General features: G+C 61.9%; 22 protein-coding genes. 15 read left to right on the forward strand and 7 right to left on the reverse strand.

Annotated features, from left to right (window positions below):
- The first annotated feature begins 17 nt into the window (after positions 1 to 17).
- Positions 18 to 2,024 (forward strand): threonine--tRNA ligase, encoded by a 2,007-nt coding sequence (thrS, locus tag AC1DNW_RS14690; protein ID WP_477853267.1) that lies wholly within the window; start codon positions 18 to 20, stop codon positions 2,022 to 2,024.
- A 123-nt stretch (positions 2,025 to 2,147) separates the two neighbouring features.
- The gene (locus AC1DNW_RS14695) at positions 2,148 to 2,987 is read left to right on the forward strand and encodes a lysophospholipid acyltransferase family protein (RefSeq protein WP_113295488.1); all 840 of its coding nucleotides are present in this window, start codon (positions 2,148 to 2,150) and stop codon (positions 2,985 to 2,987) included.
- Positions 2,988 to 3,020: 33 nt separating this feature from the next.
- On the opposite strand, the gene AC1DNW_RS14700 is transcribed toward AC1DNW_RS14695, so the two are convergent.
- Positions 3,021 to 4,127 (reverse strand): hypothetical protein, encoded by a 1,107-nt coding sequence (locus AC1DNW_RS14700; RefSeq protein WP_477853269.1) that lies wholly within the window; start codon positions 4,125 to 4,127, stop codon positions 3,021 to 3,023.
- Between the two features lie 113 nt (positions 4,128 to 4,240).
- Here AC1DNW_RS14700 and AC1DNW_RS14705 point away from each other — a divergent pair, with 113 nt between their 5' ends.
- From AC1DNW_RS14705 to AC1DNW_RS14715, 3 genes are all read left to right on the forward strand, one after another.
- Positions 4,241 to 4,825, forward strand: coding sequence for a nitroreductase family protein (locus AC1DNW_RS14705; RefSeq protein WP_113295490.1), 585 nt, complete (start codon positions 4,241 to 4,243; stop codon positions 4,823 to 4,825).
- The gene (locus AC1DNW_RS14710; protein ID WP_113509250.1) at positions 4,825 to 5,427 is read left to right on the forward strand and encodes a flavin reductase family protein; all 603 of its coding nucleotides are present in this window, start codon (positions 4,825 to 4,827) and stop codon (positions 5,425 to 5,427) included. Before AC1DNW_RS14705 ends, AC1DNW_RS14710 begins: the two co-directional genes overlap by 1 nt.
- A gap of 124 nt (positions 5,428 to 5,551) precedes the next feature.
- Positions 5,552 to 6,682: a DUF2336 domain-containing protein gene (locus tag AC1DNW_RS14715; RefSeq protein WP_113509302.1), complete on the forward strand. Its 1,131-nt coding sequence runs from the start codon at positions 5,552 to 5,554 to the stop codon at positions 6,680 to 6,682.
- Here AC1DNW_RS14715 and AC1DNW_RS14720 read toward each other — a convergent pair.
- Positions 6,679 to 7,086 (reverse strand): hypothetical protein, encoded by a 408-nt coding sequence (locus AC1DNW_RS14720; RefSeq protein ID WP_477853271.1) that lies wholly within the window; start codon positions 7,084 to 7,086, stop codon positions 6,679 to 6,681. The genes AC1DNW_RS14715 and AC1DNW_RS14720 overlap by 4 nt on opposite strands.
- Before the next feature lie 129 nt (positions 7,087 to 7,215).
- Here AC1DNW_RS14720 and AC1DNW_RS14725 point away from each other — a divergent pair, with 129 nt between their 5' ends.
- Positions 7,216 to 7,674 carry a GNAT family N-acetyltransferase gene (locus AC1DNW_RS14725; protein ID WP_477853273.1) on the forward strand — a complete coding sequence of 153 codons (459 nt, stop codon included), beginning with the start codon at positions 7,216 to 7,218 and terminating at the stop codon, positions 7,672 to 7,674.
- A 1-nt stretch (position 7,675) separates the two neighbouring features.
- Here AC1DNW_RS14725 and AC1DNW_RS14730 read toward each other — a convergent pair whose 3' ends face one another.
- From AC1DNW_RS14730 to parE, 3 genes are all read right to left on the reverse strand, one after another.
- Complete coding sequence (locus AC1DNW_RS14730) at positions 7,676 to 8,860, reverse strand: AI-2E family transporter (protein WP_477853275.1); 1,185 nt, start codon at positions 8,858 to 8,860, stop codon at positions 7,676 to 7,678.
- Between the two features lie 116 nt (positions 8,861 to 8,976).
- Positions 8,977 to 10,113, reverse strand: coding sequence for an esterase-like activity of phytase family protein (locus AC1DNW_RS14735; protein WP_477853276.1), 1,137 nt, complete (start codon positions 10,111 to 10,113; stop codon positions 8,977 to 8,979).
- Positions 10,114 to 10,256: 143 nt separating this feature from the next.
- Positions 10,257 to 12,326, reverse strand: coding sequence for a DNA topoisomerase IV subunit B (parE, locus tag AC1DNW_RS14740; RefSeq protein WP_477853278.1), 2,070 nt, complete (start codon positions 12,324 to 12,326; stop codon positions 10,257 to 10,259).
- Between the two features lie 205 nt (positions 12,327 to 12,531).
- Between parE and AC1DNW_RS14745 the strand changes: the two genes are divergently transcribed.
- The 4 genes from AC1DNW_RS14745 (at position 12,532) to AC1DNW_RS14760 (ending at position 16,720) form a co-directional block, all read left to right on the forward strand.
- Complete coding sequence (locus AC1DNW_RS14745; protein WP_477853280.1) at positions 12,532 to 13,416, forward strand: alpha/beta hydrolase; 885 nt, start codon at positions 12,532 to 12,534, stop codon at positions 13,414 to 13,416.
- Positions 13,417 to 13,542: 126 nt separating this feature from the next.
- Positions 13,543 to 14,313: a triose-phosphate isomerase gene (gene tpiA, locus AC1DNW_RS14750; RefSeq protein WP_113309102.1), complete on the forward strand. Its 771-nt coding sequence runs from the start codon at positions 13,543 to 13,545 to the stop codon at positions 14,311 to 14,313.
- 107 nt (positions 14,314 to 14,420) lie between these two features.
- Positions 14,421 to 14,948, forward strand: coding sequence for a preprotein translocase subunit SecG (gene secG, locus AC1DNW_RS14755; RefSeq protein ID WP_477853282.1), 528 nt, complete (start codon positions 14,421 to 14,423; stop codon positions 14,946 to 14,948).
- 143 nt (positions 14,949 to 15,091) lie between these two features.
- Positions 15,092 to 16,720 carry a CTP synthase gene (locus AC1DNW_RS14760; protein WP_477853283.1) on the forward strand — a complete coding sequence of 543 codons (1,629 nt, stop codon included), beginning with the start codon at positions 15,092 to 15,094 and terminating at the stop codon, positions 16,718 to 16,720.
- 44 nt (positions 16,721 to 16,764) lie between these two features.
- Here AC1DNW_RS14760 and AC1DNW_RS14765 read toward each other — a convergent pair whose 3' ends face one another.
- Positions 16,765 to 17,853, reverse strand: coding sequence for a citrate synthase/methylcitrate synthase (locus AC1DNW_RS14765; RefSeq protein ID WP_477853285.1), 1,089 nt, complete (start codon positions 17,851 to 17,853; stop codon positions 16,765 to 16,767).
- Positions 17,854 to 17,937: 84 nt separating this feature from the next.
- Here AC1DNW_RS14765 and AC1DNW_RS14770 point away from each other — a divergent pair, with 84 nt between their 5' ends.
- From AC1DNW_RS14770 to AC1DNW_RS14785, 4 genes are all read left to right on the forward strand, one after another.
- Entirely contained in the window at positions 17,938 to 19,077 is a 1,140-nt protein-coding gene (locus tag AC1DNW_RS14770; protein ID WP_477853287.1) for a citrate synthase, read from the forward strand.
- A gap of 138 nt (positions 19,078 to 19,215) precedes the next feature.
- Entirely contained in the window at positions 19,216 to 19,734 is a 519-nt protein-coding gene (locus tag AC1DNW_RS14775; protein ID WP_113295730.1) for a FecR domain-containing protein, read from the forward strand.
- Between the two features lie 8 nt (positions 19,735 to 19,742).
- Positions 19,743 to 21,599 carry a CHASE2 domain-containing protein gene (locus AC1DNW_RS14780; protein ID WP_477853289.1) on the forward strand — a complete coding sequence of 619 codons (1,857 nt, stop codon included), beginning with the start codon at positions 19,743 to 19,745 and terminating at the stop codon, positions 21,597 to 21,599.
- Positions 21,600 to 21,697: 98 nt separating this feature from the next.
- Positions 21,698 to 23,566: a DEAD/DEAH box helicase gene (locus AC1DNW_RS14785; RefSeq protein WP_477853291.1), complete on the forward strand. Its 1,869-nt coding sequence runs from the start codon at positions 21,698 to 21,700 to the stop codon at positions 23,564 to 23,566.
- A gap of 53 nt (positions 23,567 to 23,619) precedes the next feature.
- Here AC1DNW_RS14785 and AC1DNW_RS14790 read toward each other — a convergent pair whose 3' ends face one another.
- Complete coding sequence (locus AC1DNW_RS14790; RefSeq protein WP_113309096.1) at positions 23,620 to 24,402, reverse strand: alpha/beta hydrolase; 783 nt, start codon at positions 24,400 to 24,402, stop codon at positions 23,620 to 23,622.
- Between the two features lie 166 nt (positions 24,403 to 24,568).
- Here AC1DNW_RS14790 and AC1DNW_RS14795 point away from each other — a divergent pair, with 166 nt between their 5' ends.
- Positions 24,569 to 25,231 carry a class I SAM-dependent methyltransferase gene (locus AC1DNW_RS14795; RefSeq protein WP_477853293.1) on the forward strand — a complete coding sequence of 221 codons (663 nt, stop codon included), beginning with the start codon at positions 24,569 to 24,571 and terminating at the stop codon, positions 25,229 to 25,231.
- Positions 25,232 to 25,286 lie beyond the last annotated feature (55 nt).

A 25,286-nucleotide genomic window follows, 5' to 3' on the forward strand; every position in this document is an offset into this window, starting at 1 on the left:
GGACAAGGAGAATTTAAATGTCCCAATCTATTTCCCTGACATTTCCCGATGGTTCGGTGCGCAGTTTCCCGGCTGGCRCAACCGGCAAGGATGTCGCCGAATCCATTTCCAAGTCGCTTGCCAAGAGCGCCGTCGCCATTGCGATCGACGGTACCGTGCAAGACCTTTCCGACACTGTCACCGACGGCAAGATCGAGATCGTCACGCGCAAGGACCCGCGCGCGCTGGAGCTTATCCGGCATGACGCCGCGCACGTGATGGCAGAAGCCGTGCAGGAACTGTGGCCCGGCACCCAGGTGACCATCGGTCCCGTGATCGAGAACGGTTTCTACTACGACTTCGCCAAGAACGAGCCCTTCACGCCCGACGATCTGCCGAAGATCGAAAAGAAGATGAAGGAGATCATTGCCCGCAATGCGCCCTTCACAAAGCAGATCTGGTCGCGCGAAAAGGCCAAGGAAGTGTTTGCCGCCAAGGGCGAACAGTACAAGGTCGAGCTCGTCGACGCGATCCCTGAAGGACAGGATCTGAAGATCTACAATCAGGGCGAATGGTTCGACCTTTGCCGCGGCCCGCACATGGCCTCCACCGGCCAGATCGGCAGCGCCTTCAAGCTGATGAAGGTTGCCGGCGCCTATTGGCGCGGCGACAGCAACAACGCCATGCTGTCGCGCATCTACGGCACGGCATGGGCCGACCAGGCCGATCTCGACAACTATCTGCACATGCTGGCGGAAGCCGAAAAGCGCGACCACCGCAAGCTCGGCCGTGAAATGGACCTGTTCCATTTCCAGGAAGAAGGCCCGGGCGTCGTTTTCTGGCATGGCAAGGGCTGGCGCATCTTCCAGTCGCTCGTCTCCTACATGCGGCGCCGGCTGGCCGTCGATTATGAAGAAGTCAATGCACCTCAGGTGCTCGACACCTCGCTCTGGKAAACCTCGGGGCACTGGGGCTGGTACCAGGAGAACATGTTTGCCGTGAAATCAGCGCATGCGATGACGCATCCGGAAGACAAGGAAGCGGACAACCGCGTCTTTGCGCTGAAGCCGATGAACTGCCCTGGTCACGTGCAGATCTTCAAGCATGGCTTGAAGTCCTATCGCGAACTGCCGATCCGCTTCGCCGAATTCGKCCTGGTGCATCGCTACGAGCCTTCGGGCGCGCTGCACGGGCTGATGCGTGTGCGCGGCTTCACGCAGGACGACGCGCACATCTTCTGCACCGACGAGCAGATGGCGGCCGAATGCCTGAAGATCAACGACCTGATCCTGTCGGTCTATGAAGACTTCGGCTTCAAGGAAATCGTCGTCAAGCTCTCCACCCGTCCGGACAAGCGTGTCGGCTCCGATGCGCTCTGGGATCGTGCGGAAGCCGTCATGACCGATGTGCTGAATACGATCGAGGCTCAATCCGAAGGACGCATCAAGACCGGCATCCTGCCGGGCGAGGGCGCCTTCTACGGGCCGAAGTTCGAATATACGCTGAAGGACGCGATCGGCCGCGAATGGCAGTGCGGCACGACGCAGGTGGACTTCAACCTGCCGGAACGTTTCGGCGCCTTCTACATCGACAGCAATTCGGAGAAGACGCAGCCGGTCATGATCCATCGCGCCATCTGCGGCTCGATGGAGCGCTTCCTCGGCATCCTGATCGAGAACTTCGCCGGCCATCTGCCGCTGTGGGTCTCGCCGCTGCAGGTCGTCGTTGCGACGATCACCTCGGAGGCCGATGGCTACGGCCAGGAAGTGGCTGACGCGCTGCGCGACGCCGGGCTGCATGTCCAGACCGACTTCCGTAACGAGAAGATCAATTACAAGATCCGCGAACATTCCGTTACGAAAGTTCCCGTCATCATCGTCTGCGGCAAGAAGGAAGCGGAAGAGCGCACGGTCAATATCCGCCGCCTCGGCAGCCAGGAACAGACGTCGATGTCGCTGGATTCGGCGATCGAAAGCCTTGCCCTGGAGGCGACTGCGCCCGATATCCGTCGTAAGATCGAGGCAAAGAAGGCTAAAGCCGCCTGAAATTGCCTATTGGATGATGGCAGCGCCCGGCATTGATCTGCTCGGCGCTGTCAGAAATCTGACATGCAACAGTAATATAGCCGCCATAAAACAGGGGACGGGTTCATCCCGCCAGGCATTCCAGTGCGCTTCAAAGAGCTTTCCTACGCGAACGAAAGAGATCCGCGTTTCAAGCGCTGGCTCATCCGCTCCATCGAGGGGCTTTCGGGCCGCGATCGCTATGTGCGGCTCTATGACATGTGGCGCAGCGATATCGTCGGCAAGAGCGAGCGCGTCTTCGGCAAGATGCTCGATCTCATCGATGTCGAGATCAATGTGAAGGGCAGCTGGCCGCTCGCGCCGGTACCGGACGAGCCGATCGTCATCGTCGCCAACCATCCCTTCGGCATCGGCGACGGAATTGCGGTGCTGGCGCTTGCTGAACAGCTCGGACGTCCGTTCCGGGTGCTGATCCACAACGATCTCCTGAAGGTGCCGGAAATGGCGCCCTATTCGCTGCCGATCTCCTTCGAGGAGACCAAGGAAGCGATGGCGATGAACATGAAGAGCCGTCACGAGGCGGTTCGCCTGCTGAAGGAAGGCACGACGATCGTGATTTTCCCGGCCGGCGGCGTGGCCACCGCCAAGAAGGGCTTCGGCCGCGCCGAGGACCTGCCGTGGAAGATGTTCCCGGCCAAGCTCATCCAGGCGACCCGCGCCAGCGTATTGCCGATCTATTTCGAGGGCCAGAATGGCCGGCTCTTCCATCTCGCCAGCAGGGTTTCGATGACGCTGCGCCTGTCGCTGCTCATCCGCGAGTTCCGCCGTCTTTCAGGCAGCACGATCACCGCACATGTGGGCAGGGTACTGTCCTTCGAAGAATTGAGCAGCGGCAGCGACCGCAAGGATTTGCTCGCCCGTCTCTTTGACGCTGTCTTCTCTATGGCGCCGAAGAAGAAGGCCTTCCTCAAGCGCGCAAGCTGAAAACTCAAAACTCCTGATATCCGGGATACGGCGTCAGTCGAGGCTGGCGCCGCCGTCGCTTTGAAGATCTTCATAGGACGGCAAGGGCGGCTGCGGCGGGATCTCACCGCCCGGCTGGGGCACGCCCTTCGGCCCGGCCGCGGTCTGTCCAGGCGGCACGGCCGTTGCAGCCGGGGCAATCGGCTGCTGGGCCTGCTGGTCCTTCATGAGCACTTCGACATCGGTATTGACGCCGGCAGCGACGGTGAAGTCGCGCTGGTAGATCTTGTCCTTGTTGCGGGCAACGGCGGTGTATTCACCTTCAGACAGGACCATGGCCGGGAAGGCGCTCACACTTTCACCGACACTGTCGCCGGCCGCCGTCAGGATCGACCATGCGGTATCGGCGATCGCTTCGCCGCCGGTATCCGAGACCAGCTTGAAATTGATCTGCGCTGCCCTGTGCTGGATCGTTGCTTCGGTCAGTTTGCCAGCTTCCACCTGGATGTCGGCGCGGATCGTGGCGTTGACACTGCCATACTCGGAAACGACGTGATAGGTGCCGGCATTAAGGCGCACGACCGTATTCGGCGGCACATCGGCCATCACGAGGCCGCGCTCGCCATCGTCGCGGATCTCAGCGGAATAGATCGAGAAGCTCAGCTGGTTGGGACGGATGCGGACATCAGAACCGGAAACGGCATTCAACAGCAGGCCGCCGGCATCGAGTACCATCACCTGTCTATCGACTTCACCTTCATCCGGCACCGTCAGCTTCTTGGTGACGCCGGCGCGGCCGAAAGAGACGTTGACGAAATAGTCGCCGGCAGCGAGCTGGAAAGCAGCGGTGCCGCCCCGGGAGCTGGCGATAAGCGGCAGCTTGCCATCGGTTCCGGCGACCGGGCTGAATACATACCAGGAAAGCCCGTCTTCGACAGGCGCGCCATCAGCCGTGAGTTTGGCCTCCAGAGAGACGTCGCGCAGATGCGCGCCCCCCTGTGCCGTGCCTGGCGCGATAAACGCGTTGAGCTTCGGCATTTTCGGCGTCGATTCGAGCTGCTTGAATTCCTTGAAAGCGTCCTGGGCAGCAGCGCCAAACGGCGTCAGCATCATCAGGGCAATAGCAAGGCCGATCCGTGCAAAAGGCAAAATGCCAAACATCCTGTTCGTGAACCGATTGACTTCTGAAATGGCAGAGTCCACTTCAAGACCAATGCCATGGCAAATTCAAGACCTCTGGCCATCCTCTGCATACAAATGAGAGTTTCTTCCGTATGAAATCCGACATCAAGCTGATCGATTACCTCTCCGTGCGCCGTTCCATCCCTGCGTTCCAGATGTGCGAACCGGGACCGGAAAAGGACGAGATCGAGGAAATCCTGCGCCTTTCATCGCGCGTTCCCGATCACGGCAAGCTCGCGCCCTGGCGCTTCATCGTCTATCGCGGCGAGGAACGCGTGCGGCTGGGCGAAGAGCTGCTGAAGCTCGCGCTCGAAGCAAAACCCGACCTCTCGGAGGAAATGATCCAGGTGGAGCGCACGCGCTTTACCCGTGCACCCGTCGTCGTCGGGATCGTCAGCAAGGCCGGCCCGCATTTCAAGATCCCTGAATGGGAACAGATCATGTCGGCGGGCGCGCTGTGCCTCAACGTCATCCTGGCTGCCAATGCGCATGGCTATGTCGCCAACTGGCTGACGGAATGGTTCGCCTTCGACGAGCGTGCCTATCCGCTGCTCGGCGTCCAGCCGGGCGAGAAGGTCGCCGGCTTCATCCATATCGGCTCCACTACCTTCCCGCCCGTCGAGCGTCCGCGCCCCGAACTGACCGAGACGGTCACGTGGGTCGGCGGGGAAGGCTGATGTTCTATACGACGGATACCAACCGGCACGGTCTGGCGCACGATCCCTTCAAGGCGATCGTCTCACCACGCCCGATCGGCTGGATCGGCAGCAAGGGCAGGGATGGGTCGCTCAATCTCGCACCCTATTCCTTCTTCAACGCGGTTGCCGACACGCCAAAGCTGGTGATGTTTTCGTCGAGCGGACACAAGCATAGCCAGCAAAACGCCAGGGAGACTGGTGTTTTCACCTGCAATTTCGTCAGCCGCAATCTGGCTGACAAAATGAACCTTACCTCCGCTGCCTTGCCCTACGGCACGAGCGAATTCGAATTCGCAGGATTGACGCCGAGGCGGGCCGAGCTGATCGATGCGCCCTGTGTGGCCGAGGCTTTTGCCGTGCTCGAATGCAAGGTGACCGAGATCATCGAGCCGAAGACGCTGTCCGGTGAACCGACCGAGAATGTCTTCGTTTTCGGACAGGTCGTCGGCATCCATATCGATGAGGCTGTTGTCAGCAACGGGCGGCTCGACATGGCGCTGGCGCGGCCGGTCGCACGCATGGGCTATATGGATTATTGCGAGGGCAGCGACGTCTTCGAAATGTTCAGGCCGAAGATCTGACAGTCGCCGCGCGGGTTCGGCCAGACCCTAATAAACATGGTGAACCAATCATAAACTTTTTCCGGCTACCGTCCTCGTATTGAATGAGGCGCGAAGGAATCGCGTTCAGTGCTGGGGCGTGGTCGTGATCATTGAGGCATTTCTTCGTTGGGCCGAAACGGCCAAGGCCGCTGACAGGGCGGCCGCTGCAAGTGCTCTGGGACGCGTCTATCTCAAATCCGAAATGTCGGACGAGCGGCGCGACGCCGCTGAAAAGGCGATGACCTATCTGCTCGACGATCCGTCACCACGTGTGCGTCTTGCACTGGCCGAAGCGATCGCCTGGTCACCACATGCGCCGCGCAATATCATTCTTTTGCTCGCCGAGGACCAGCCGGAAATCGCCTGTCATGCAGTGACCTGCTCGCCGATCCTGACCGATGCCGATCTCGTCGACCTCGCCGCGCGCGGCAGCGGCGCAACGCGGATGCTGATTGCAGCACGCGCCCATGTGACGCGTCCCGTTTCGGCGGCACTCGCCGAAGTCGGCGACGAGGACGAAGTACTCTGCCTGCTCGAAAATGACGGTGCGTCGATTTCCGCCCAGTCCCTGAAACGGATTGCGGAACGGCTCGGTGATATCAGCGACGTCAGAAACCTGCTTCTCGACCGCATCGACCTGCCGGCCGATGCCCGCCAGCTCCTGACCCAGCATGTCAGCAATGCGCTTGTCGGCCTGCCTCTGGCCCAGGCGGCAATCGGCCTGCAAAGGCTGCAACGCATCAGTCGCGAGGCGACGGAAGCGGCGATCGTTTCCATCGCCGGCGATATCGCGCCGATCGAAGTGCCCGACCTCGTCGAGCATCTTCGCCTGAACGAACGGCTGACGCCGTCCTTTCTCATGCATGCCCTCTGCTGCGGCAAGGTGGAATTCTTCGCCTGCGCCATTGTCAATCTGTCGGGCTGCAGCGACCGGCGCGTGCGGGCAATCCTTGCTACCGGACGGATGCATGCCGTGCGCGCGCTTTATGAATCGGCCGGTCTGCCGCGCGACATCAGCATCATTTTCGTGGAAGCGACCTTTCTCTGGCGCGAGGCTTCCCGCAAGACGTCAGGCTCGTTGCTCGGCAGCATTTGCGGACGCCTGCTTCAGAAATTCCATAGCCGGATAGGGCAGCATGACGCCGTCGGCGAGTTGCTCGACATGGTCGAGAAACTGCACGTGGCCGACCAGCGCCGGTCGGCCCGCGTATATGCTTCGCTTGCAGCTGCCTAGTCGGTAAACCGGGCCGCAGCCCAGGAATAGCTCGAAGAGACGAAATGCAACGGCTTCGCCAGGGTGTTTTTCACGTCCTGGCCGGAAGGCAGATTGGCACGCACACGCCCGGCAATCGTATCCACAAAACCACCAACGCCATCCCGTTCTTCGGCTACCTCGGCCACTGCCGGAGCAGCAGGCGCCGGCTTGGCCGGTTCGGCAGCGGCAAGCGCCTTCGGCGCCTCGCAGACAGCAATGACAGTCGGATAGTTGGCATTCGCATAAATCCTCAACCGTTGTTCGGCCTCGGCATCGCAGGCGACGACGGTTTCCCAGCGTTTATCTACCGTGGCGACGTAATTGCACTGGCTGACGGAATCGTCGCAACCGAGGATCGTCATGGCGATGAGGACGGCTTGCATATTCTGCTTCCATGGCTATTGAGCATGTCCCCATCTTCGAAAGCGCAATTCCAACGGAATGAAGGCAGCGACATTAACTTTTCGTCATACCGGCGAAAAATCGCGCCCATTACCGCAAAAGGAGTGAGAATGTCCGTCACCATTGCCCTGGAGCCGCCGCGTCAGGATGGCGTGATCCGCCTTCTCAATCTTTCGGATGCCTATGCGCAGTCACTCTATCCGCCAGAGAGCAACCACCTCGTCGATATTTCGACGCTGGAAAAGCCCTCCGTCAGTTTCCTTGTGGCGCGCAACGACAGCGAGATCGTCGGCTGCTGCGCGCTGGTCGAGGCGGGCGACGGGACGGCCGAGATCAAGCGCATGTTCGTCGATCCGCAGGCCCGCGGCTTGAGGGTCGCGAGCCGGCTCATGGACCGGCTGGAGGAGATCGGCAGGGAGAAGGGTCTTCATGTAATCCGTCTGGAGACCGGCATTTACCAGCCGGAGGCGATCGGCCTTTACAGGAAATATGGATACGGGGATATCGAGCCGTTCGGCTCCTATCTGCCGGATCCGCTCAGCCTTTTCATGGAAAAGCGGTTTATCTGACTTAACCCTCGGCAGCCCGCGGCACGGGCGGCGCGTGCTCGTCGAGAATGATCTGCGGACCCACATCGGCGGTGCGGACTTCGTGTATCCATTCGCGCCAGATTGCGACCAGCAGAGCCATCAGTACCGGACCAATGAAAAGGCCGAGAAAACCCATCGTCTTCACGCCGCCGACGAGGCCGAAGAAGGTGGGCAGGAAAGGCAGCTTGATCGGTCCGCCGACAAGTTTCGGCCGCAGCGTCTTGTCGACGATGAAGAGTTCGACGGTACCCCAGACGAACAGGCCGATGCCGGCGACATGCGAGCCGCTGGCCAGCAGATAGACGGATACCAGCGTGAAGGAGAGCGGGGCGCCGCCGGGGATCAGCGCCATGACGCCGGTCAGCACGCCAAGCGTGACGGGCGAGGGAACGCCGGCGATCCAGTAGGCCACACCGAGTACGATGCCTTCGCCGATCGCGATCAGGGTCATGCCCATGACGGTGGAGCTGATGGTAGCAGGTACGACACGGGAAATACGCTCCCAGCKGTTCGGCAGGATGCGCTCGCCGAGCATGTCGATCTGCTTGGAAAAGGAGAAACCGTCGCGATAGACGAAGAAGAGCGCGATCAGCATGAAGAGCAGCGTCAGGAACAGGTGGAAGGCACCGCCGCCAGCCGCCAGAACCGCACGGTAGATATTGCCGATATTGGCGCCGCTGACAGCCTGGATGAGCTCACCCATGGCGCCGGGGCTGCCGATATATTTCGTCCAGAGCTCGTCGAGGTAGGAACCGGCCAGAGGCAGGGCGACGATCCATTGCGGCGTTTCCGCACCAAAGCGGTTGGCGTGGATCGCCCAGGCAACCCAGGTGCGCACTTCACCGGTCGTATAGGTGCCCGCGAGGCCGATCGGAATGACGAGGAAGGTGACGATGAGGATGATCGCGATCGTTGCGGCAACGGTCGTATTGCCGCCCACACGCGCCAGGAGCTTGCGGTAGAGCGGCCAGCTCGCAAAGCCGATTACGAGAGCGGCCAGCACCGGCACGACGAAGCCATAGAAGAAATAAACGCCGGCTGCGGCGACCAGTATGAGCAACCAGCGGGCTGCTGAAATGGAGGGTATCAGCGGCGTACGCGTCGTCGCCGACGGCCCTAGCCATCGCGGCTCCGTATTGCTTTTCTGACGATCAAACACACCCACGCGCGCCTCTTTTTATTGTTGCCCTATTTTATGGGCTATGAACCGGGCGGTTTCAAGGTCCGCCCGGATAAAGGGTATACAAAGCGTGGTTATCTGGTCGGTAAATCCTTGAGATATTATTGCGGGCGACGGTTGATCTTGAAGGCGTAGAACTGACTCTTCTGGCCGGTCGAGAAATTATTGTCCGAGCCGAGGATCAAAATATCGGTTCCATCCTTCGCCTTGCCGATCGCCATAGCCTCGATATTGTCAGGCGTCAGGCCGATGGCGCGCAGGTCGAGCACCTGGCTCTTGCGGGCTGGCACCACGCGCTGGTCGTTCTTGGCGAGCGAGGCGATACTGGAAACGTCGGTCGCGCCGTCGAGATCCATCATGAAGAGCTTGATGTTGTTGCCGAAGCCCTGCGCATAGCTGCGTTCAACGGCGAGCAGGCGATGATCGTCAAGGGCGACCATTTCCGACATGCCGTTGTCGTTGCCACCGTCGGGTTTAACGGCGGCCTGCGGGATCGGCGAGACCGGATAGACGTATTGAGCCTTCGGCTCGCCCGTTGCGCCGTCATAACGGATGATGCGCGAGAGGCTGCCGGTCGTCAGATTGGGGTTCGGGCCATCCTGATAGAGAGCTGCTTCGACGCCGACGAAAACGTCACCGGACGGAGACACCGCCAGATTTTCGAAAGCGAGGTTGTCGCGGATGCCGGTGGACTTGTCGGCGGTCGGCGCAAAACCGTCAGGCAGCTTGAACTCGCGCACGAAGGCTCCATCAGGAGAAGCGACGCGGACGAAAGGCGAGATGAGCGCCTTCGCATCACCTTCGCTGCCCCAATAGATGCCGTCCTTGCCGAAGCGGATGGATTCCGGATCGACGGTGCGGATGGCGAAAGGCTGGCCGTTCTTGTCCTGCAGGGTGACGTGCTTGGCCACGGTCACGCCCTCCAGGCCTTCAGCACTGACATCGATATCGAGATCGAAGAAGCGGGCGGGGGCCTTTTCGGAGCGGTCATCGCTGATGGCGATGTAGTGGCCGGTAGCAACATCGAAATCGAGGCCGGAAATGCCGCCGAATTCGACGCCGTTTTCCATCTGGCCGGTCGGGATAACGAATTCACCGAGATAGGAAAGAGAGATCGCTGCCGCACAATCGCCGAAGGGGCAGGCGGTCTCGACCGTCGCGCCAATATCGGTCGCGTAAACGGAAGCGGTTCTGGACAGGAGAACGAAAGCGGCAGTCGCGAGAAAACGCTTGGTCATGACAAACATCCGGCAAAAGGTTGAAACAAAACGGCCGGCGCTGCGGAAACCTCGAGGGAGGACAGAGCGCCGGCCGTTCTATTGCGCCGGTAATTTGACGGACTCGTAACGGTTCTTCGTCAGTTCGATGAATTCGCAGTGCCTTAAATATCGAGGTCCTCGGCAAAGGCCGCACGCTCCTGGATGAAGCGGAAACGGGCTTCGGCCTTGGTTCCCATCAGGTCGTCGACGGCATTGCGCGTTCCCTCGAAATCCACCTCGTCGATCAGCACCCGCAGAAGCGTGCGCTTGGACGGATCCATGGTGGTTTCCTTGAGCTGGGCGGGCAGCATTTCGCCGAGACCTTTGAAGCGGCTGATCTCGATCTTGGCCTTGCCCTTGAATTCGGTCTCCATCAGCTCGGCGCGGTGATCGTCGTCGCGGGCATAGGCGGACTTTGCCCCTTGCGTGATCTTGTAGAGCGGCGGCACGGCAAGGAAGAGATGACCGCCGCGGACGAGCTCCGGCATCTCCTGATAGAAGAAGGTGATGAGCAGCGAAGCGATATGCGCACCATCGACGTCGGCATCGGTCATGACGATGACGCGTTCGTAACGCAGATCTTCTTCACGGTATTTCGAGCGGGTGCCGCAGCCGAGCGCCTGGACGAGATCGGAGATTTGCTGGTTGGCGCCGAGCTTTTCGCGGCCGGCGCTGGCAACGTTGAGGATCTTGCCGCGCAGCGGCAGGATCGCCTGGTTGGCGCGGTTGCGCGCCTGCTTGGCCGAGCCACCTGCCGAGTCACCCTCGACCAGGAAAAGTTCAGCACCTACGGCGGTGTTCTGCGAGCAGTCAGCAAGCTTGCCGGGCAGGCGCAGCTYGCGCACGGCCGTCTTGCGGTTGACTTCCTTCTCCTTGCGGCGGCGCAGGCGCTCTTCGGCGCGCTCGATCACCCAGTCGAGAAGCTTCTCGGCCTCGTTCGGATTGTCGGCAAGATAATGGTCGAAGGGGTCGCGCAGCGCATTTTCGACGAGGCGCTGGGCTTCGACGCTCGCCAGTCGATCCTTGGTCTGGCCGACGAATTCCGGCTCGCGGATGAAGACCGAGAGCATGCCGACGGCCGAGATCATCACATCATCGGTGGTGATCTGTGCGGCACGCTTGTTCTGCGTCAGCTCGGCATAGCTCTTCAGGCCCTTGGTCATCGCAATGCGAAGACCGGCCTCATGCGTGCCGCCTTCGGGCGTCGGGATGGTGTTGCAGTAGGAATGGACCTGCGGATCGCYGCCATACCAGGTGATCGCCCATTCCAGTGCACCGTGGCCGGCTACCTTCTCGGTCTTGCCGGCGAAGATCTCGCGGGTGACGGTGAATTCCTTGCCCATCGTTGCCTGCAGGTAATCCTTCAGGCCGCCGGGGAAGTGGAAGACGGCCTTGTCGGGCAGGTCCGATCCTTCCGGCAGCACGCCCGGATCGCAGCTCCAGCGGATTTCGACGCCGCCGAAGAGATAGGCCTTGGAGCGGGCCATGCGGAACACACGCGCCGCATCGAACTTCGCATGATCACCGAAAATCTGCGGGTCGGGATGAAAGCGAACCTTGGTGCCGCGACGGTTATGCACATCGCCCAGCTCTTCGAGCCCGCCCTGCGGCACGCCGCGCGAGAAGCGCTGGCGATAGAGCTTGCGGTTACGGGCGACCTCGACTTCGAGATGATCCGACAGAGCGTTGACGACAGAGACGCCGACGCCGTGCAGACCGCCCGAGGTCTCATAGGCCTTGCCGTCGAATTTACCGCCGGCATGCAGCTTGGTCATGATGACTTCGAGCGTCGATTTGCCGGGAACCTGCGGATGGTTCTCGACCGGAATGCCGCGGCCGTTGTCGGTGACCGTCAGATAGCCCTGGGTATCGAGATGAACATCGATGAAATCGGCATGGCCGGCCACCGCTTCGTCCATCGAGTTGTCGATGACTTCGGCAAAAAGGTGGTGCAGCGCCTTCTCGTCGGTGCCGCCGATATACATGCCGGGGCGCATGCGCACCGGTTCCAGGCCTTCCAGAACGCGGATTGAGGAGGCGCCGTAATCATCGCCGTTCGATGTCGCCGGGGCGGGGCGGGGGGCGGCGGGTGCGGCGGCCACTGCAGGCTTTTCGGCCGGCGCAGCAGGCTTTGCGGCCTCCTGCTTCTGTGTCAGGGGCACTCCGGAAAAGAGGTCGTTGCTGTCTTCCATGGAACCGTTCAGATCTTCATTCTCGTGAAGGGCCGCCGCTGGCCCACAATATCTGCATTCGGCATCGCGTTTGCGAATCAGGGGAATTCTGACAGAAAGCGCCCCGATACGCGACGCGCCCCGGATTTGCGGAGCTTTTCAAGATGTGATTTGCGTTGCCGGGCGGCGAATGGCAAGTCGCGGCAGCTCTCTGGGAACCATACGCATGCCGATGTCMACAAGTCATTGCACCATTATCACCGCAATTGCGGCCTTTTTCCTGTCCGCGGCTGTCACGACCGCCGAGGCCGATGCCCTGCCGCCCTACAAGGACGATCTGTTTTCGAAGCAGACCGTGCTGCGGACGGGCGATGACGGCGCCTTCGACATGATCGATTACGACGAGATGCGCGACATCAACGGGCGCGATCAGATCCCGCAAAAGCGGGTGCAGCAGAAATATGTCTCGCTCGGCGTGAAGAAGCTGCAGGCTGATGAGACGCTGTCGCTCGACGGCATCAGGCTCGATGTCACCAGGGTGGGACCGACTGAGAACGCCGCCTTCACGGTCATCTTCATCCACGGCCGCGACGGCGACCGGCGGCTCGGCGCCAACGACTATTCCTTCGGCGGCAATTTCAACCGGCTGAAGAACCTTACGGCCGGCAATGGCGGCGTCTATTATTCGCCGACCGTCAAGACCTTCGATGCCAATGGCGTTGCGGCCATTGCGGGGCTTATCCGCTACGCGAGCGCCCAATCTCCCGGCCGGACTGTCATCCTCAGCTGCGCCTCCATGGGCAGCCAGATCTGCTGGGGCATCACGCGCGATGCTGACAGCGTCAAGCGGCTGAAGGGCATGCTGATCATGAGCGGCGTCTCGGACCCGGATTTCACCAAGAGCCCGTTTTACAAGGCGAAGCTGCCGCTCTGGTTTGCGCATGGCAGCCGAGACCCGGTCTATGCCGCAGCCAACCAGCAGGCGCTGTTCGAGAAGCTCTACAAGGCGAAGTACCCGACGCATTTCACCCTGTTCCAGAACGGCAATCACGGCACGCCGATCCGCATGATTGACTGGCGGAAAGTATTGAACTGGATATTGGCGTCCTGAAGGGGCGGATTTAACGCCGCGCAGAGCTTTCAAACGATCATATTCCCCCAAGGTTAAGCGGGGCGCTTTCCTTTATTGCAGGCTTTTGCTAAGGCCGCCCGGATATGCAGATTTTGGGAGAGCAGCATGACACCTGACGTACGCCCGCTGGTGGCGGGGAACTGGAAGATGAATGGCACGCGCGCCTCATTGGACCAGATCAAGGCGATAGCCCAAGGCGTCAGCACCCCCTTGTCCGAAAAAGTCGAAGCCTTGATCTGCCCGCCGGCGACGCTGCTCTACGTGGCGACGGCGCTCGCCACCGACAGCCCGCTTGCGATCGGCGGCCAGGACTGCCACCAGGCCGAATGCGGCGCGCATACGGGCGATATTTCGGCTGACATGATCGCCGACTGCTTCGGCACCTATGTGATCGTCGGCCATTCGGAGCGCCGCACCAATCATGCCGAGACCGATCATCTGGTGCGTGCCAAGGCACAGGCCGCCTATCAGGCCGATCTGACCGCGATCGTCTGCGTTGGCGAAACCGGAGACGAGCGCGACGCTTACCAGACACTCGACATCCTCAAGCGCCAGCTTTCGGGTTCGTTGCCCGAGGAGGCAACGGCGGAGAATACCGTTATCGCCTACGAACCTGTCTGGGCGATCGGCACCGGCCTGACGCCGACCGCACAGGATGTGGAGATCGTCCACGCCTTCATCCGCGACGAGCTCGTCCTGCGCTTCGGCAAAGAGGGCAGGGGCATGCGCATTCTCTATGGCGGTTCGGTCAAGCCCGGAAATGCCCTCGAGCTCTTGGCCGTCGACAATGTTGACGGCGCTCTCATTGGCGGGGCGAGCTTGAAAGCCACTGATTTCCTCGCCATCTACGGCGCATATGAAACGCTGCTTGCCTGAAGCGATTGCATATTCCTGGCCGAAGGGCTTGGAATAGCTGAAGACCTCATGTAAAGAGCCGCCAGATTTTACTTTATGTCCGTCCTCAGACGGGCAGGACTGGACCCATGCAGACCGTATTGATTGTCATCCATCTCATGATCGTGCTCGCGCTCGTCGGCGTCGTGCTTATCCAGCGCTCCGAAGGCGGTGGCCTCGGAATCGGCGGCGGATCGGGCTTCATGTCGGCCCGCGGCACGGCCAATGCGCTGACGCGTACGACAGCGATTTTGGCGACGCTATTTTTCCTGACCTCGCTTGGTCTCGGTATCCTGACCCGTTACGAAGGTCGCCCGACCGATATTCTCAACCGCATTCCGGCAACGAGCGGACAGGGCAACGGCATTCTCGATTCGCTCGGCGGTGCCAACGCACCGGCTCCGGCCCAGCCTGCGGATAACAGCGGCATTCCGAATAGCGGTGCAGCGGCGCCGGCGACGACTGCTCCGGCAACGCAGACACCAGCAACTCCGGCTCCGGCTGCAAGCGCCCCTGCGGCGACTGCTCCGGCAGCTCCGACGACGGCTCCGGCTCAGCCTGAGGCACCGGCCGCCACCGTGCCGGCACAGCCTTCCGGCGTCCCCACGGGACAATAAGCCGGTCCAGAAAATAAACCGCCGGCAGGCCCTCGGGTCTGCCGGTTTTCTTTTGTTCTGATTCCTGCGCCATGCACCAAAAGTTCTGGAAAAGAATTTTTGGGCTGGTGGAATCGTTTTTGAAAAGGTATCCGGTGACTCCCATGGCGCGATACGTATTCATCACTGGCGGCGTGGTTTCTTCCCTMGGAAAAGGAATTGCGGCCGCGGCTCTCGGAGCGTTGTTGCAGGCCCGTGGTTATCGGGTGCGGCTTCGCAAACTTGACCCCTATCTGAACGTGGATCCGGGCACTATGAGCCCGACCCAGCACGGCGAAGTCTTCGTCACCGATGACGGTGCCGAAACCGATCTCGATCTCGGCCACTACGAGCGTTTTACCGGACGCTCGGCGACCAAGACCGACAACATCACCACCGGCCGCATCTACAAGAACATCATCGACAAGGAACGCCGCGGCGATTATCTCGGCGCGACCGTTCAGGTCATTCCGCATGTCACCAACGAGATCAAGGATTTCGTTATCGAGGGCAATGACGATTACGACTTCGTCATCTGCGAGATCGGCGGAACGGTCGGCGATATCGAGGCCATGCCCTTCATGGAGGCGATCCGCCAGCTCGGCAACGACTTGCCGCGCGGCACGGCTGTTTACGTCCACCTGACGCTGATGCCCTATATTCCGGCAGCCGGCGAATTGAAGACCAAGCCGACGCAGCATTCCGTGAAGGAACTGCAGGCGCTCGGCATTCATCCCGATATCCTGCTGGTGCGCGCCGATCGGGAAATCCCGGAAGCCGAACGCCGCAAGCTTTCGCTGTTCTGTAACGTGCGTCCGTCCGCCGTCATCCAGGCGCTCGACGTTGCCAATATCTACGACGTGCCGATGGCTTATCACAAGGAAGGCCTCGACGACGAAGTTCTGGCCGCCTTCGGCATCGAGCCGGCTCCCAAGCCGCGTCTCGACCAGTGGGAAGAGGTCTGCAACCGCATCCGCACGCCGGAAGGCGAGGTGACGATTGCGATCGTCGGCAAATATACCGGCCTCAAGGATGCCTACAAGTCGCTGATCGAAGCGCTGCATCACGGCGGTATCGCCAATCGCGTCAAGGTCAAGCTCGAGTGGATCGAGTCGGAAGTCTTCGAAAAGGAAGATCCGGCACCCTACCTCGAGAAGGTCCACGGCATCCTGGTGCCCGGCGGCTTCGGCGAACGCGGTTCGGAAGGCAAGATCCATGCGGCGCGTTTTGCCCGCGAGCGCAAGGTGCCGTATTTCGGCATCTGCTTCGGCATGCAGATGGCCGTCATCGAGGCTGCCCGCAATCTCGCCGATGTTCCAAACGCCTCGTCGACCGAATTCGGCCCGACGCCGGAACCGGTCGTCGGTCTGATGACCGAGTGGGTCAAGGGCAATGCTTTGGAGAAGCGTGCCGCTTCCGGCAATCTCGGCGGCACGATGCGTCTCGGCGCTTACAAGGCAGCGCTGAAGAAGGGCACGAAGATTTCGGATATCTACGGCTCGACCGATATTTCCGAGCGTCACCGCCACCGCTACGAAGTCAATATCGACTACAAGGACCGGCTGGAAGATTGCGGCCTCGTCTTCTCCGGCATGTCGCCGGACGGTGTGCTGCCTGAGACGATCGAATATCCTGACCATCCGTGGTTCATCGGCGTTCAGTACCATCCGGAACTGAAGTCCCGGCCGCTTGACCCGCATCCGCTCTTTGCCAGCTTCATCGAAGCGGCAACCGAGCAGAGCCGGCTGGTTTAAAGTTCAGCCGMTCCCTTAAAAAGGGAGCGGCTTTTTTCTTCAGGTCATGCGGCTTCCGGCAATGGTCCGACATAGACCGAACGCGGACGGATGAGGCGGCCTTCCAGCGCCTGCTCACGGGCATGGGCGATCCAGCCGACGGTGCGACCGATCGCGAAAACGCCGGTAAAGGCGTCGCGTGGAAAGCCAAGGCTTTCCAACAGCAGAGCGGTATAGAATTCCACATTTACATCCAGCGGCCGGTCCGGCTTGCGCTCCCTGAGAACCGCAAGTGCTGCTTGCTCCACGGCTTCGGCAAGAGCGATACGCCCTGCATTGACCTGGCCTGCGGCAACGATCGGCTTCAGCGCATTTTTCAGGGCATCGGCCCGCGGGTCGCGTACCCGATAGACGCGGTGGCCGAAACCCATCAGCCGCTCACCGCGATCGAGCGCTKAACGCAGCCAGGAGCCGGCATTGGCCTCGCTGCCGATACCGTCCAGCATATCAAGCACCGGTCCCGGCGCGCCGCCATGCAGAGGTCCCTTAAGCGCACTGATGGCCGCCAGCACCGACGAGGTGAGGCCGGCGCGGGTGGAGGCGATGATGCGCGACGCGAAGGTCGAGGCATTCAGGCCGTGATCCGAAATCGTCACGAGATAGGTGTCGAGGGCGGCGGTCTGCTCGGCACTCGGCGCGGCACCTGTGAGCATTCGCAGGATATCGGCGGACTGCGAGAGGCCTGCATTCGGCTTCACCGGCTTTTCGCCGCGTTGCAGTCGCAGGACCGCCGGCAGGAAGACAGCGGGTGCGGCAAGAAGGCGAAGCGCGGTATCGATTTCCTCGCCATCGGGCAGACGAGCGACGAGCGCGCGCATGGCATCAACCGGCGGCAGCGCCAGCAGGCGGGAATCGGCGGCCTTGACTTCGGCGAATACCTCCGTTCGTGCCTTACCGAGCCGGCGGCGTAATTCGCCAGCATCGAGATGCGGTTCGATCAGGCCGTCCAGCAGCAGGGCCGCAACGTCCTCATAGGTGCTGCGTCCCGCCAGATGATCCAGCGACACGCCGCGGATAATCAGTCGTCCGGCTTCACCGTCGACATCCGAGAGCTGGGTTTCAGCGGCAATGACATCTTCCAAACCGTTTTTCATGGGTCTTTCTCCTTTACCGGATGAAAGATCCGCCCTAATTTGGTTGACGTCAATCTTGATGTAATTAATCAATATGAGGCTGACATGACCTGGTTGACGGCTGAGGAAGCACTGGCCGAACTCGGCACCAAGCCGCAAACGCTCTATGCCAATGTCAGCCGCGGACGGATCCACTCCAAGGCAGATCCGTCTGATCCACGCCGCAGCCTCTATCAGGAAAGCGACGTCAAGCGGCTTGCCGAGCGGCATACGGGCCGGCGCAAAAGCGAGACGGTTGCCGCCGAAGCGATCCGCTGGGGCGATCCGGTGCTGACATCCTCGATCTCGACCATCGCCGCCGGACGATTGCTTTATCGGGGGCAGGATGCGGCGGAGCTTTCAGCTCATGCGACGCTGGAGGATACGGCGCTGCTTCTCTGGAATGCGGAGAGTTTCGCTTGCGTACCGGCATCGGCCTTGGAGCCGGCATCTCCCTCCATCCGGGCGGCACTTCTGGCGCTGGCTGGACGAGTGAGCGCCGATCTGCCGTCCCTCGGGCGCGCACGCCCGGCCTTGCAGATGGAAGCATGTAGCGTGCTGTCCACCGTTGCCGATGCGCTGGCGCCGGGACCGGCGGACCATCCCCTACATGACCGTCTCTCCGCATGCTGGGGCAGGCCGGAAGCGGCCGAATGCCTGCKGCGGGCGCTTGTCGTGCTGGCTGATCATGAGCTCAACGCCTCCACCTTCGCGGTCCGCGTCACTGTTTCGACGGGGGCAGCACTTTCTGCTGCCGTGCTTTCGGGCCTCGCGACGCTGACAGGACCGCTGCACGGTTCGGCATGGCGGAGCGTCGATGCCCTCGCCGAGGCTGCATCCACCTTCGGGGCAGAACAGGCGATCCGCGGCCTGTTGTTGCGGGGAAACAGGTTAGTGGCCTTCGGACATCCACTTTACCCCGACGGCGATGTGCGAGCGAGCGTGCTGCTGTCATCCTTCGAAGCGCCGCCGGTTTTTCGCGATGTTCGGCAAGCCGGCGAGGAAATAGTGGGCGAGAAGGTGAACGTCGATTTCGCGCTTGCCGCCATGACAGCAGCCTTCGATCTGCCCGAGGAGGCACCGATCATCATCTTTGCGCTGGCGCGCACGGCCGGCTGGCTGGCGCATGCGATGGAGCAGATCGAAAGCGGCCATCTGATCCGCCCGCGTGCCCGCTATGTCGGGCCTTCGCCAGCCGAGACCTGAGTTGGGCGACGCGCGCTCCGAATGGCTTGCGCAGTCTCACGTTTTTGCATAGGGAAACCGGCGAATTCAGCTAGTATGAGCCGGCCGGCGCCATTCGAGGATGTACCGGCGGGTCACGAGGGGCGGATCATGAAAGCCATGTCAGCAATCTCCCGCAGCCTGTTTTCCGCGGTGCTGATCATCAGCCTGCTGCCTGATGGCCCAGCTTATGCCCAGTCTGCCGGCTGCGCGATTTCGCGTGCGGCGAACGGCAACCAGATTTTCCGTTGCCCCGGTGGCGTCAACATCACAGCTGAGCGTGGCGCATCCTTCACGCTCACCGACCGCAATCGCGACGGCAGCCCGGATTCGCTTGCATTGCGCAGCAAGGCTGCCCTTGTCGACGTCGATAGCAGCCAGCACCGCGGCGGCTTCCAGGTGGTGACGCCGCAGGCGATCGCCGCCGTTCGAGGCACGCAATGGGCCGTCGATGTCAAAGGCGGCACGACCTCCGTACTGGTAACCCGTGGTCGCGTCGGCGTACGCCGTCCGACAGGCGCAGCCGTCGTGCTCGGACCTGGCGAGGGTGTGGATGTAACACGCGGAACCGCTGCGCTCACCGTCCGCACGTGGCCGGCGCCGCGCGTCGCGGCCCTTCTTGCACGCCTCGGTCAATAAGTGGTCTCATGAACCATCGGCGTCAGACCGTTATCGCGCTGCTGCTCGCCGGTCTGTGGGGCGCGGTACTCGGCTATTTCCATCTGCAGTCGGACTCCGGCCTCATGGAGCGCATGGAGGCCACGCTGGCCGATCTGCGCAGCACGATCGTCGGCGTCCGCGCGCCGCCCGATATCGTTTCCATTATCGCGATMGATGACAGTACCGCCGCAACACATGGCTATCCGCTCAAGCGGGAGACGCTTGCGCAACTCGTCACGTCGATCGGAGCGTTGAAACCAAAGGCTTTGGCTCTCGATATATTGCTCGTCGATCCCGACACGGAGGAGGGGGATGCGGCGCTCGCAACAGCTATCAAAGCGGCGCCCAGCATCATCGCCGGTGCTGCGACCTTCCCGCAAAGTCTCCAATCGGTGACGGTAAACGCGGAGGATCCGCTTGCGGCGGTTCCCGAGGCGCAGCAGCTCCTGCTGCCGCAGCCTCGCTTCGCAGAGGCTGCGGCGCTAGGCATCGTCAATGTGGCGACGGACCAGAGCGGTGTGCCGAGATTCATTCCGCTGTTTTCTCGCGCTGCCGACCGTCTGGATGCAGCCTTTCCACTAAGGGTCGCATCGATTGCGCTCGGCGCCGAACCATTGATCGAGGCGGACGGCATCCGGCTTGGCGCCCGCCGCATTCCAACGGATACGGGCCAGCGCCTGCCGCTGACGTTCTACGGACCTGCAGGCAGCATCCGCACTTTCAGCGCTGCCGATGCGCTCGATGGCAAGCTGCCGGCGGATGCCATCACCGGCAAGGTGGTGGTGATCGGTGCGACCGTGACCGGCGGCGGCGATGTCTTTCCCACCCCGTTCGATCCCATCCTGCCAGGTGTCGAAGTCATGTCGACGGCAATTACCCATCTGATCGCAGGCGACGGCATGGTGCGCGACAGCAGGACACGACAGGCGGATGCCGGCATTGCGACGGCCTTGCCTGTTCTCCTGGTCGCACTGATCGCATGGCGCCGCGGTGCCCTCGGCTTCGTCATCATCGGCCTGACGGTCATTGTCTGGGCGATGCTCAACCTTGCCGCTTTCGCAAACGGCTACTGGCTGAGTGCTGCATTGCCGATTGCGGCCGCCCTCCCACCCGCAGTTATTTTCGGCGCCACTGAACTCTGGCGCGACCGCAGCCGTGCGCGGCACTTCGCCGATCAGTCCGAGCGGCTGCAGCGCATCGAGGCGCCGGGCCTGGGCGAGTGGCTGGCGCGCGACCCGGCCTTCCTGGCCGAGCCGGTTCGGCAGAATGCTTCCGTCGTCTTCATCGACCTCTCGGGCTTCACCGGCCTCAGCGAAGCGGTCGGGCCGGCGGCGGTGCGGGAGATCCTCAGCAGTTTCTTCGAACTCATCGACGAGGAAGTGCGGCTGCTTGGCGGGGCGATCACCAGCTTCATGGGCGACGGCGCCATGATCCTCTTCGGGCTGCCGGAACCGACGGCGGACGATGCAGCCCGGGCAGCAGCCTGCGCCGTGCGGCTTGCCGACCGCACGCGCAGCTTCCYTGCAGGCCATCTGGAGCTTCGTCGCAGGAAGATCGGTTTCAAGCTCGGCGCTCATTGCGGCACGATCGTCGCCTCACGGCTCGGCAGCGGCGACCGGCAGCAGATCACTGCGACGGGTGATACCGTCAATGTCGCACAGCGGCTCATGGAGGTGGCGGCGAGCCGCGGCGCTGAACTTGCGCTGAGCGCCGACCTGCTCGACGCGGCCGGTCCGGAGGCTGTTCCGTCGCAGGCAGGACGGCTGACTGGACCGTTCGAGACGAAGCTTCGTGGCCGCTCGGGCAGCATCGCCATCTACACATGGCGTGGCGAGACACTTTGACATTCGCACCCGGAGCGAGTAGGAACGGCCCAACTCTTCGGCCGGACGATTCCGGCTACGGCGCGTTATGCGTCTGACAGCTCCGAAAGATCGAACACATGACTGACTATAACGGCGTCTCTCCGGCGATCGCCAAGGCGTTGCAGAAGCGCGGCTATACCGAGCTCACCCCTGTCCAGAAGGCGATGCTCGATCCGGCGCTCGCTGCATCGGATGCACTCGTCTCCGCGCAGACCGGCTCAGGCAAGACCGTCGCATTCGGGCTTGCACTCGCGCCGACGCTTCTCGAAAGCGCCGAACGGTTCGGCCCTGCCGCTGCTCCCGTTGCCCTCGTGATCGCGCCGACGCGCGAACTGGCGCTGCAGGTGAAGCGCGAGCTGGAATGGCTTTATGAAATAACCGGTGCTGTCATCGTCAGCTGCGTTGGCGGCATGGACATTCGCAGCGAGCGCCGTGCGCTGGAGCGTGGCGCCCATATTGTCGTCGGCACGCCAGGACGCCTCTGCGACCACATCCGTCGCAACGCGCTTGACATGAGMGAGCTCAAGGCAGCGGTGCTGGACGAAGCGGACGAGATGCTCGATCTCGGCTTCCGCGAAGATCTGGAATTCATCCTTGACGCCGCACCGGCCGAACGCCGGACGCTGATGTTTTCCGCCACGGTTCCCGCAGCCATCGCCAAGCTGGCGAAAAGCTATCAGCGCGACGCAGTGCGCATCAGCACGCAGGCGGAAGAAAAGCAGCATATCGATATCGAATATCGCGCGCTCGCCGTGTCGCCGAGCGACCGCGAAAACGCGATCATCAACGTTCTGCGCTATTACGAAGCGCGCAATGCGATCGTCTTCTGTTCGACGCGCGCAGCCGTCAATCACCTGACCGCGCGGTTCCACAACCGCAATTTCCACGTCGTGGCGCTCTCGGGCGAACTGACGCAGAACGAGCGCAGCCATGCGCTGCAGGCGATGCGCGACGGGCGTGCGCGGGTTTGCATTGCAACCGACGTTGCCGCACGCGGCATCGACCTGCCAGGTCTCGATCTCGTCGTGCATGCCGATCTGCCGACCAATCCAGACACGCTTCTGCATCGCAGCGGCCGTACGGGCCGCGCCGGGCGCAAGGGTGTCAGCGCGATCATCGTGCCGCTCAATGCACGCCGCAAGGCCGAGCGACTTCTTGAAAATGCCGGCATCGCCGCCACCTGGGCGCGGCCGCCCTCGGTGGAGGAAGTGACGGAGCGTGATGACGAGCGGCTGCTGGCCGACCCGATCTTCGCCGACAAGCCGCTGGAGGAAGAGCTGGGGCTGGTGCAGAAGCTCATCGCCAGCCACGGCGCCGAGACGCTTGCCGCCGCCTTCGTGCGTCTTTACCGCTCCAACCAGTCGGCGCCGGAAGACCTGATCGAAGTTTCGGTGCAGGACGATCGCGCCCGCAAGCGCCGCGAAGGCGAGCCACGCGAATTCGCACCGGCGCAAAAGGGACCGCGCGATGATTTCGGCCCGAGCGTCTGGTTCTCGGTCTCCGTCGGCCGCAAGCAGAATGCCGAACCGCGCTGGCTGATCCCGATGCTCTGCCGCGCCGGCAACGTGACCAAGCGCGAGATCGGCGCGATCAAGATGCAGCCGGACGAGACATTCGTGGAAATCGCCGCCGACAGCGCCGACAGCTTCCTCGGTGCACTTGGCCCGAACAAGACGATGGAACGCGGCATCCGCGTGGCCAGGCTGAACGGCACGCCCGACTTCAGCAAGCCGGCCAAKCCCGCCTACGCCAAGAAGCCGTTCGAAGACCGCGGCGAGGATCGTTTCCGCAGCGACAAGCCAAAGGGCAAGTTCGGGAAGGACAGGCCCGCTGGCGCTGGACGTCAGGACGACAAGCCCTGGACGAAGAAAGACCCGAAGCCGAAATTCGAAGGCGCCAAGTTCGAGGGCGGCAAGGGCAAGTTCAGCAAGAAGAAAGACCGCTGAGGCGGTCGCCGGCCGCGCCGGTAAGGTGACGCGGCTGGCATCCTACAGCGGCTTCAGCCCTTGTTGCTGAGGCCGGCTGCTGCGAGGATGAGATTGGCGACAGCCTGCGGCTGAGAGATCAGCGAGACATGGCTGGCGTCGAGTTCGATCGTTGTCGCGTTCATGCGCTTTGCCATGAAGCGTTCGAGATCCGGATTAATGGTCCGGTCATTCTTCGAAACCGCGTACCATGACGGTTTGGAACGCCAGGCGGCGACCGTCGTCCTGGCAGTGAACAGCGTGTCGGAAATGCGGCCCTGCACGGCGTAAAGCGCCTTGGCGCGGGCAACCGGCAGGTCGCCGGCAAAATCCCGGACGAAGGCTTCTTCGCTCAACTGGGCGTAACCGCCGGCCTGAACAAGGCCGGCGCTGGCCGGTGGCGTCGGATATTGCTTGGCAAGCGCGGTATAATCCTCACCAGCATCCGGCGCGCGGGCGGCGATATAGACGAGCGCGGTCACCTTCGGGTCGACACCGGCTTCGGTAACGAGCATGCCGGAATAGGAATGGCCGACGAGCACTGTCGGGCCATCCATGAGCGCCAGGATGCGCTTGGTCGCCTCGACATCATCGGCGAAGGAGGTGAGAGGGTTCTGCACGGCCATCACATTCAGGCCGGCAGCCTGGAGATGGGGGATGACATCCAGCCAGCAGGAAGCATCGGCATAGGCGCCGTGAACGAGAACGACATTCTTTGCCTTGGCGATATCGGCGGCCCGGCCGGCGGCCGGAAACATGCTGAGTGCGGCCCCTGCAGCGAGCGCGGCCGAGAATGAACGTCTGGTCATCGGTTGCATAATGGAGTCCTCCGGCTTGTAGGAAATTTGGGGCGATACCCTTTGGATCGCTGCGGAAACGTTACGCCGAGACTCGGGCTTGGATAACTATACAAAGGTCCAGCGAGGTATTATGCCGTCCAGCACGGCCAGATGGCCTGTCGTAACGAGGGGCAACCGATATCAGATGARACCGGCTTCCGCAGATGATCGTCTCGACCTGGCGGCCTTCATCGAGGCAAACTTGCCGCTTGCCAGCGTACCTTCCATACCCAAGGTAAGGCTGCATGTGGCGACACCGAGGAGCGGCCTCTATCGCCTTGCAATGGCTGACGATTCCGATTTGATGCCGCCCTATTGGGCTTATCCCTGGGCGGGCGGGGCGGTGCTTGCCCACTATCTTTTCGACCATCCCGAAGAGGTGGCCGGCAAACGTGTCGTCGATCTCGGCACCGGCTCCGGCCTCGTCGCCATCGCAGCGATGAAATGCGGTGCAGCCCAAGTGCTCGCTATCGATATCGATGCGAAGGCGATCGCTGCAGCGCGGCTGAATGCTCATGCCAACGATGTCAAGATCGAGACGCGGCTCGGCGACATTATCGAAGACGAGCCGCCTGAAGCCGATATGATCCTGGCAGGCGATGTCTTCTATGACGAGGCGCTGGCGGAGCGTGTTCTGGCTTTCCTTGAACGCTGCCGTGCAGCCGGGCTCGACGTGCTCATCGGCGATCCGGGGAGGGCGCCTCTGCCCGCTACGTCCCTGGAGAAAATTGCGGAATATCCGGTGCCGGATTTCGGCGGGCCTGCTCAGGGTACGGMCGCCAATAGTGCGGTTTTCCGCTTAAGGTGAGTGAAGGAGGATTGCGCGGGTGGCGCGTCACTTCGCCTTGCGTTAAATTAGATGA

The organism is Rhizobium sp. 05L429 (assembly GCF_056397645.1).

Bases quoted from the DNA above. Each gene is read 5' to 3' on its own strand.
- AC1DNW_RS14700 (WP_477853269.1), bottom strand. From the start codon at position 4,127: ATGTTTGGCATTTTGCCTTTTGCACGGATCGGCCTTGCTATTGCCCTG.
- AC1DNW_RS14705 (WP_113295490.1), top strand. From the start codon at position 4,241: ATGAAATCCGACATCAAGCTGATCGATTACCTCTCCGTGCGCCGTTCC.
- AC1DNW_RS14710 (WP_113509250.1), top strand. From the start codon at position 4,825: ATGTTCTATACGACGGATACCAACCGGCACGGTCTGGCGCACGATCCC.
- AC1DNW_RS14720 (WP_477853271.1), bottom strand. From the start codon at position 7,086: ATGCAAGCCGTCCTCATCGCCATGACGATCCTCGGTTGCGACGATTCC.
- AC1DNW_RS14725 (WP_477853273.1), top strand. From the start codon at position 7,216: ATGTCCGTCACCATTGCCCTGGAGCCGCCGCGTCAGGATGGCGTGATC.
- AC1DNW_RS14735 (WP_477853276.1), bottom strand. From the start codon at position 10,113: ATGACCAAGCGTTTTCTCGCGACTGCCGCTTTCGTTCTCCTGTCCAGA.
- tpiA (WP_113309102.1), top strand. From the start codon at position 13,543: ATGACACCTGACGTACGCCCGCTGGTGGCGGGGAACTGGAAGATGAAT.
- secG (WP_477853282.1), top strand. From the start codon at position 14,421: ATGCAGACCGTATTGATTGTCATCCATCTCATGATCGTGCTCGCGCTC.
- AC1DNW_RS14775 (WP_113295730.1), top strand. From the start codon at position 19,216: ATGTCAGCAATCTCCCGCAGCCTGTTTTCCGCGGTGCTGATCATCAGC.
- AC1DNW_RS14790 (WP_113309096.1), bottom strand. From the start codon at position 24,402: ATGCAACCGATGACCAGACGTTCATTCTCGGCCGCGCTCGCTGCAGGG.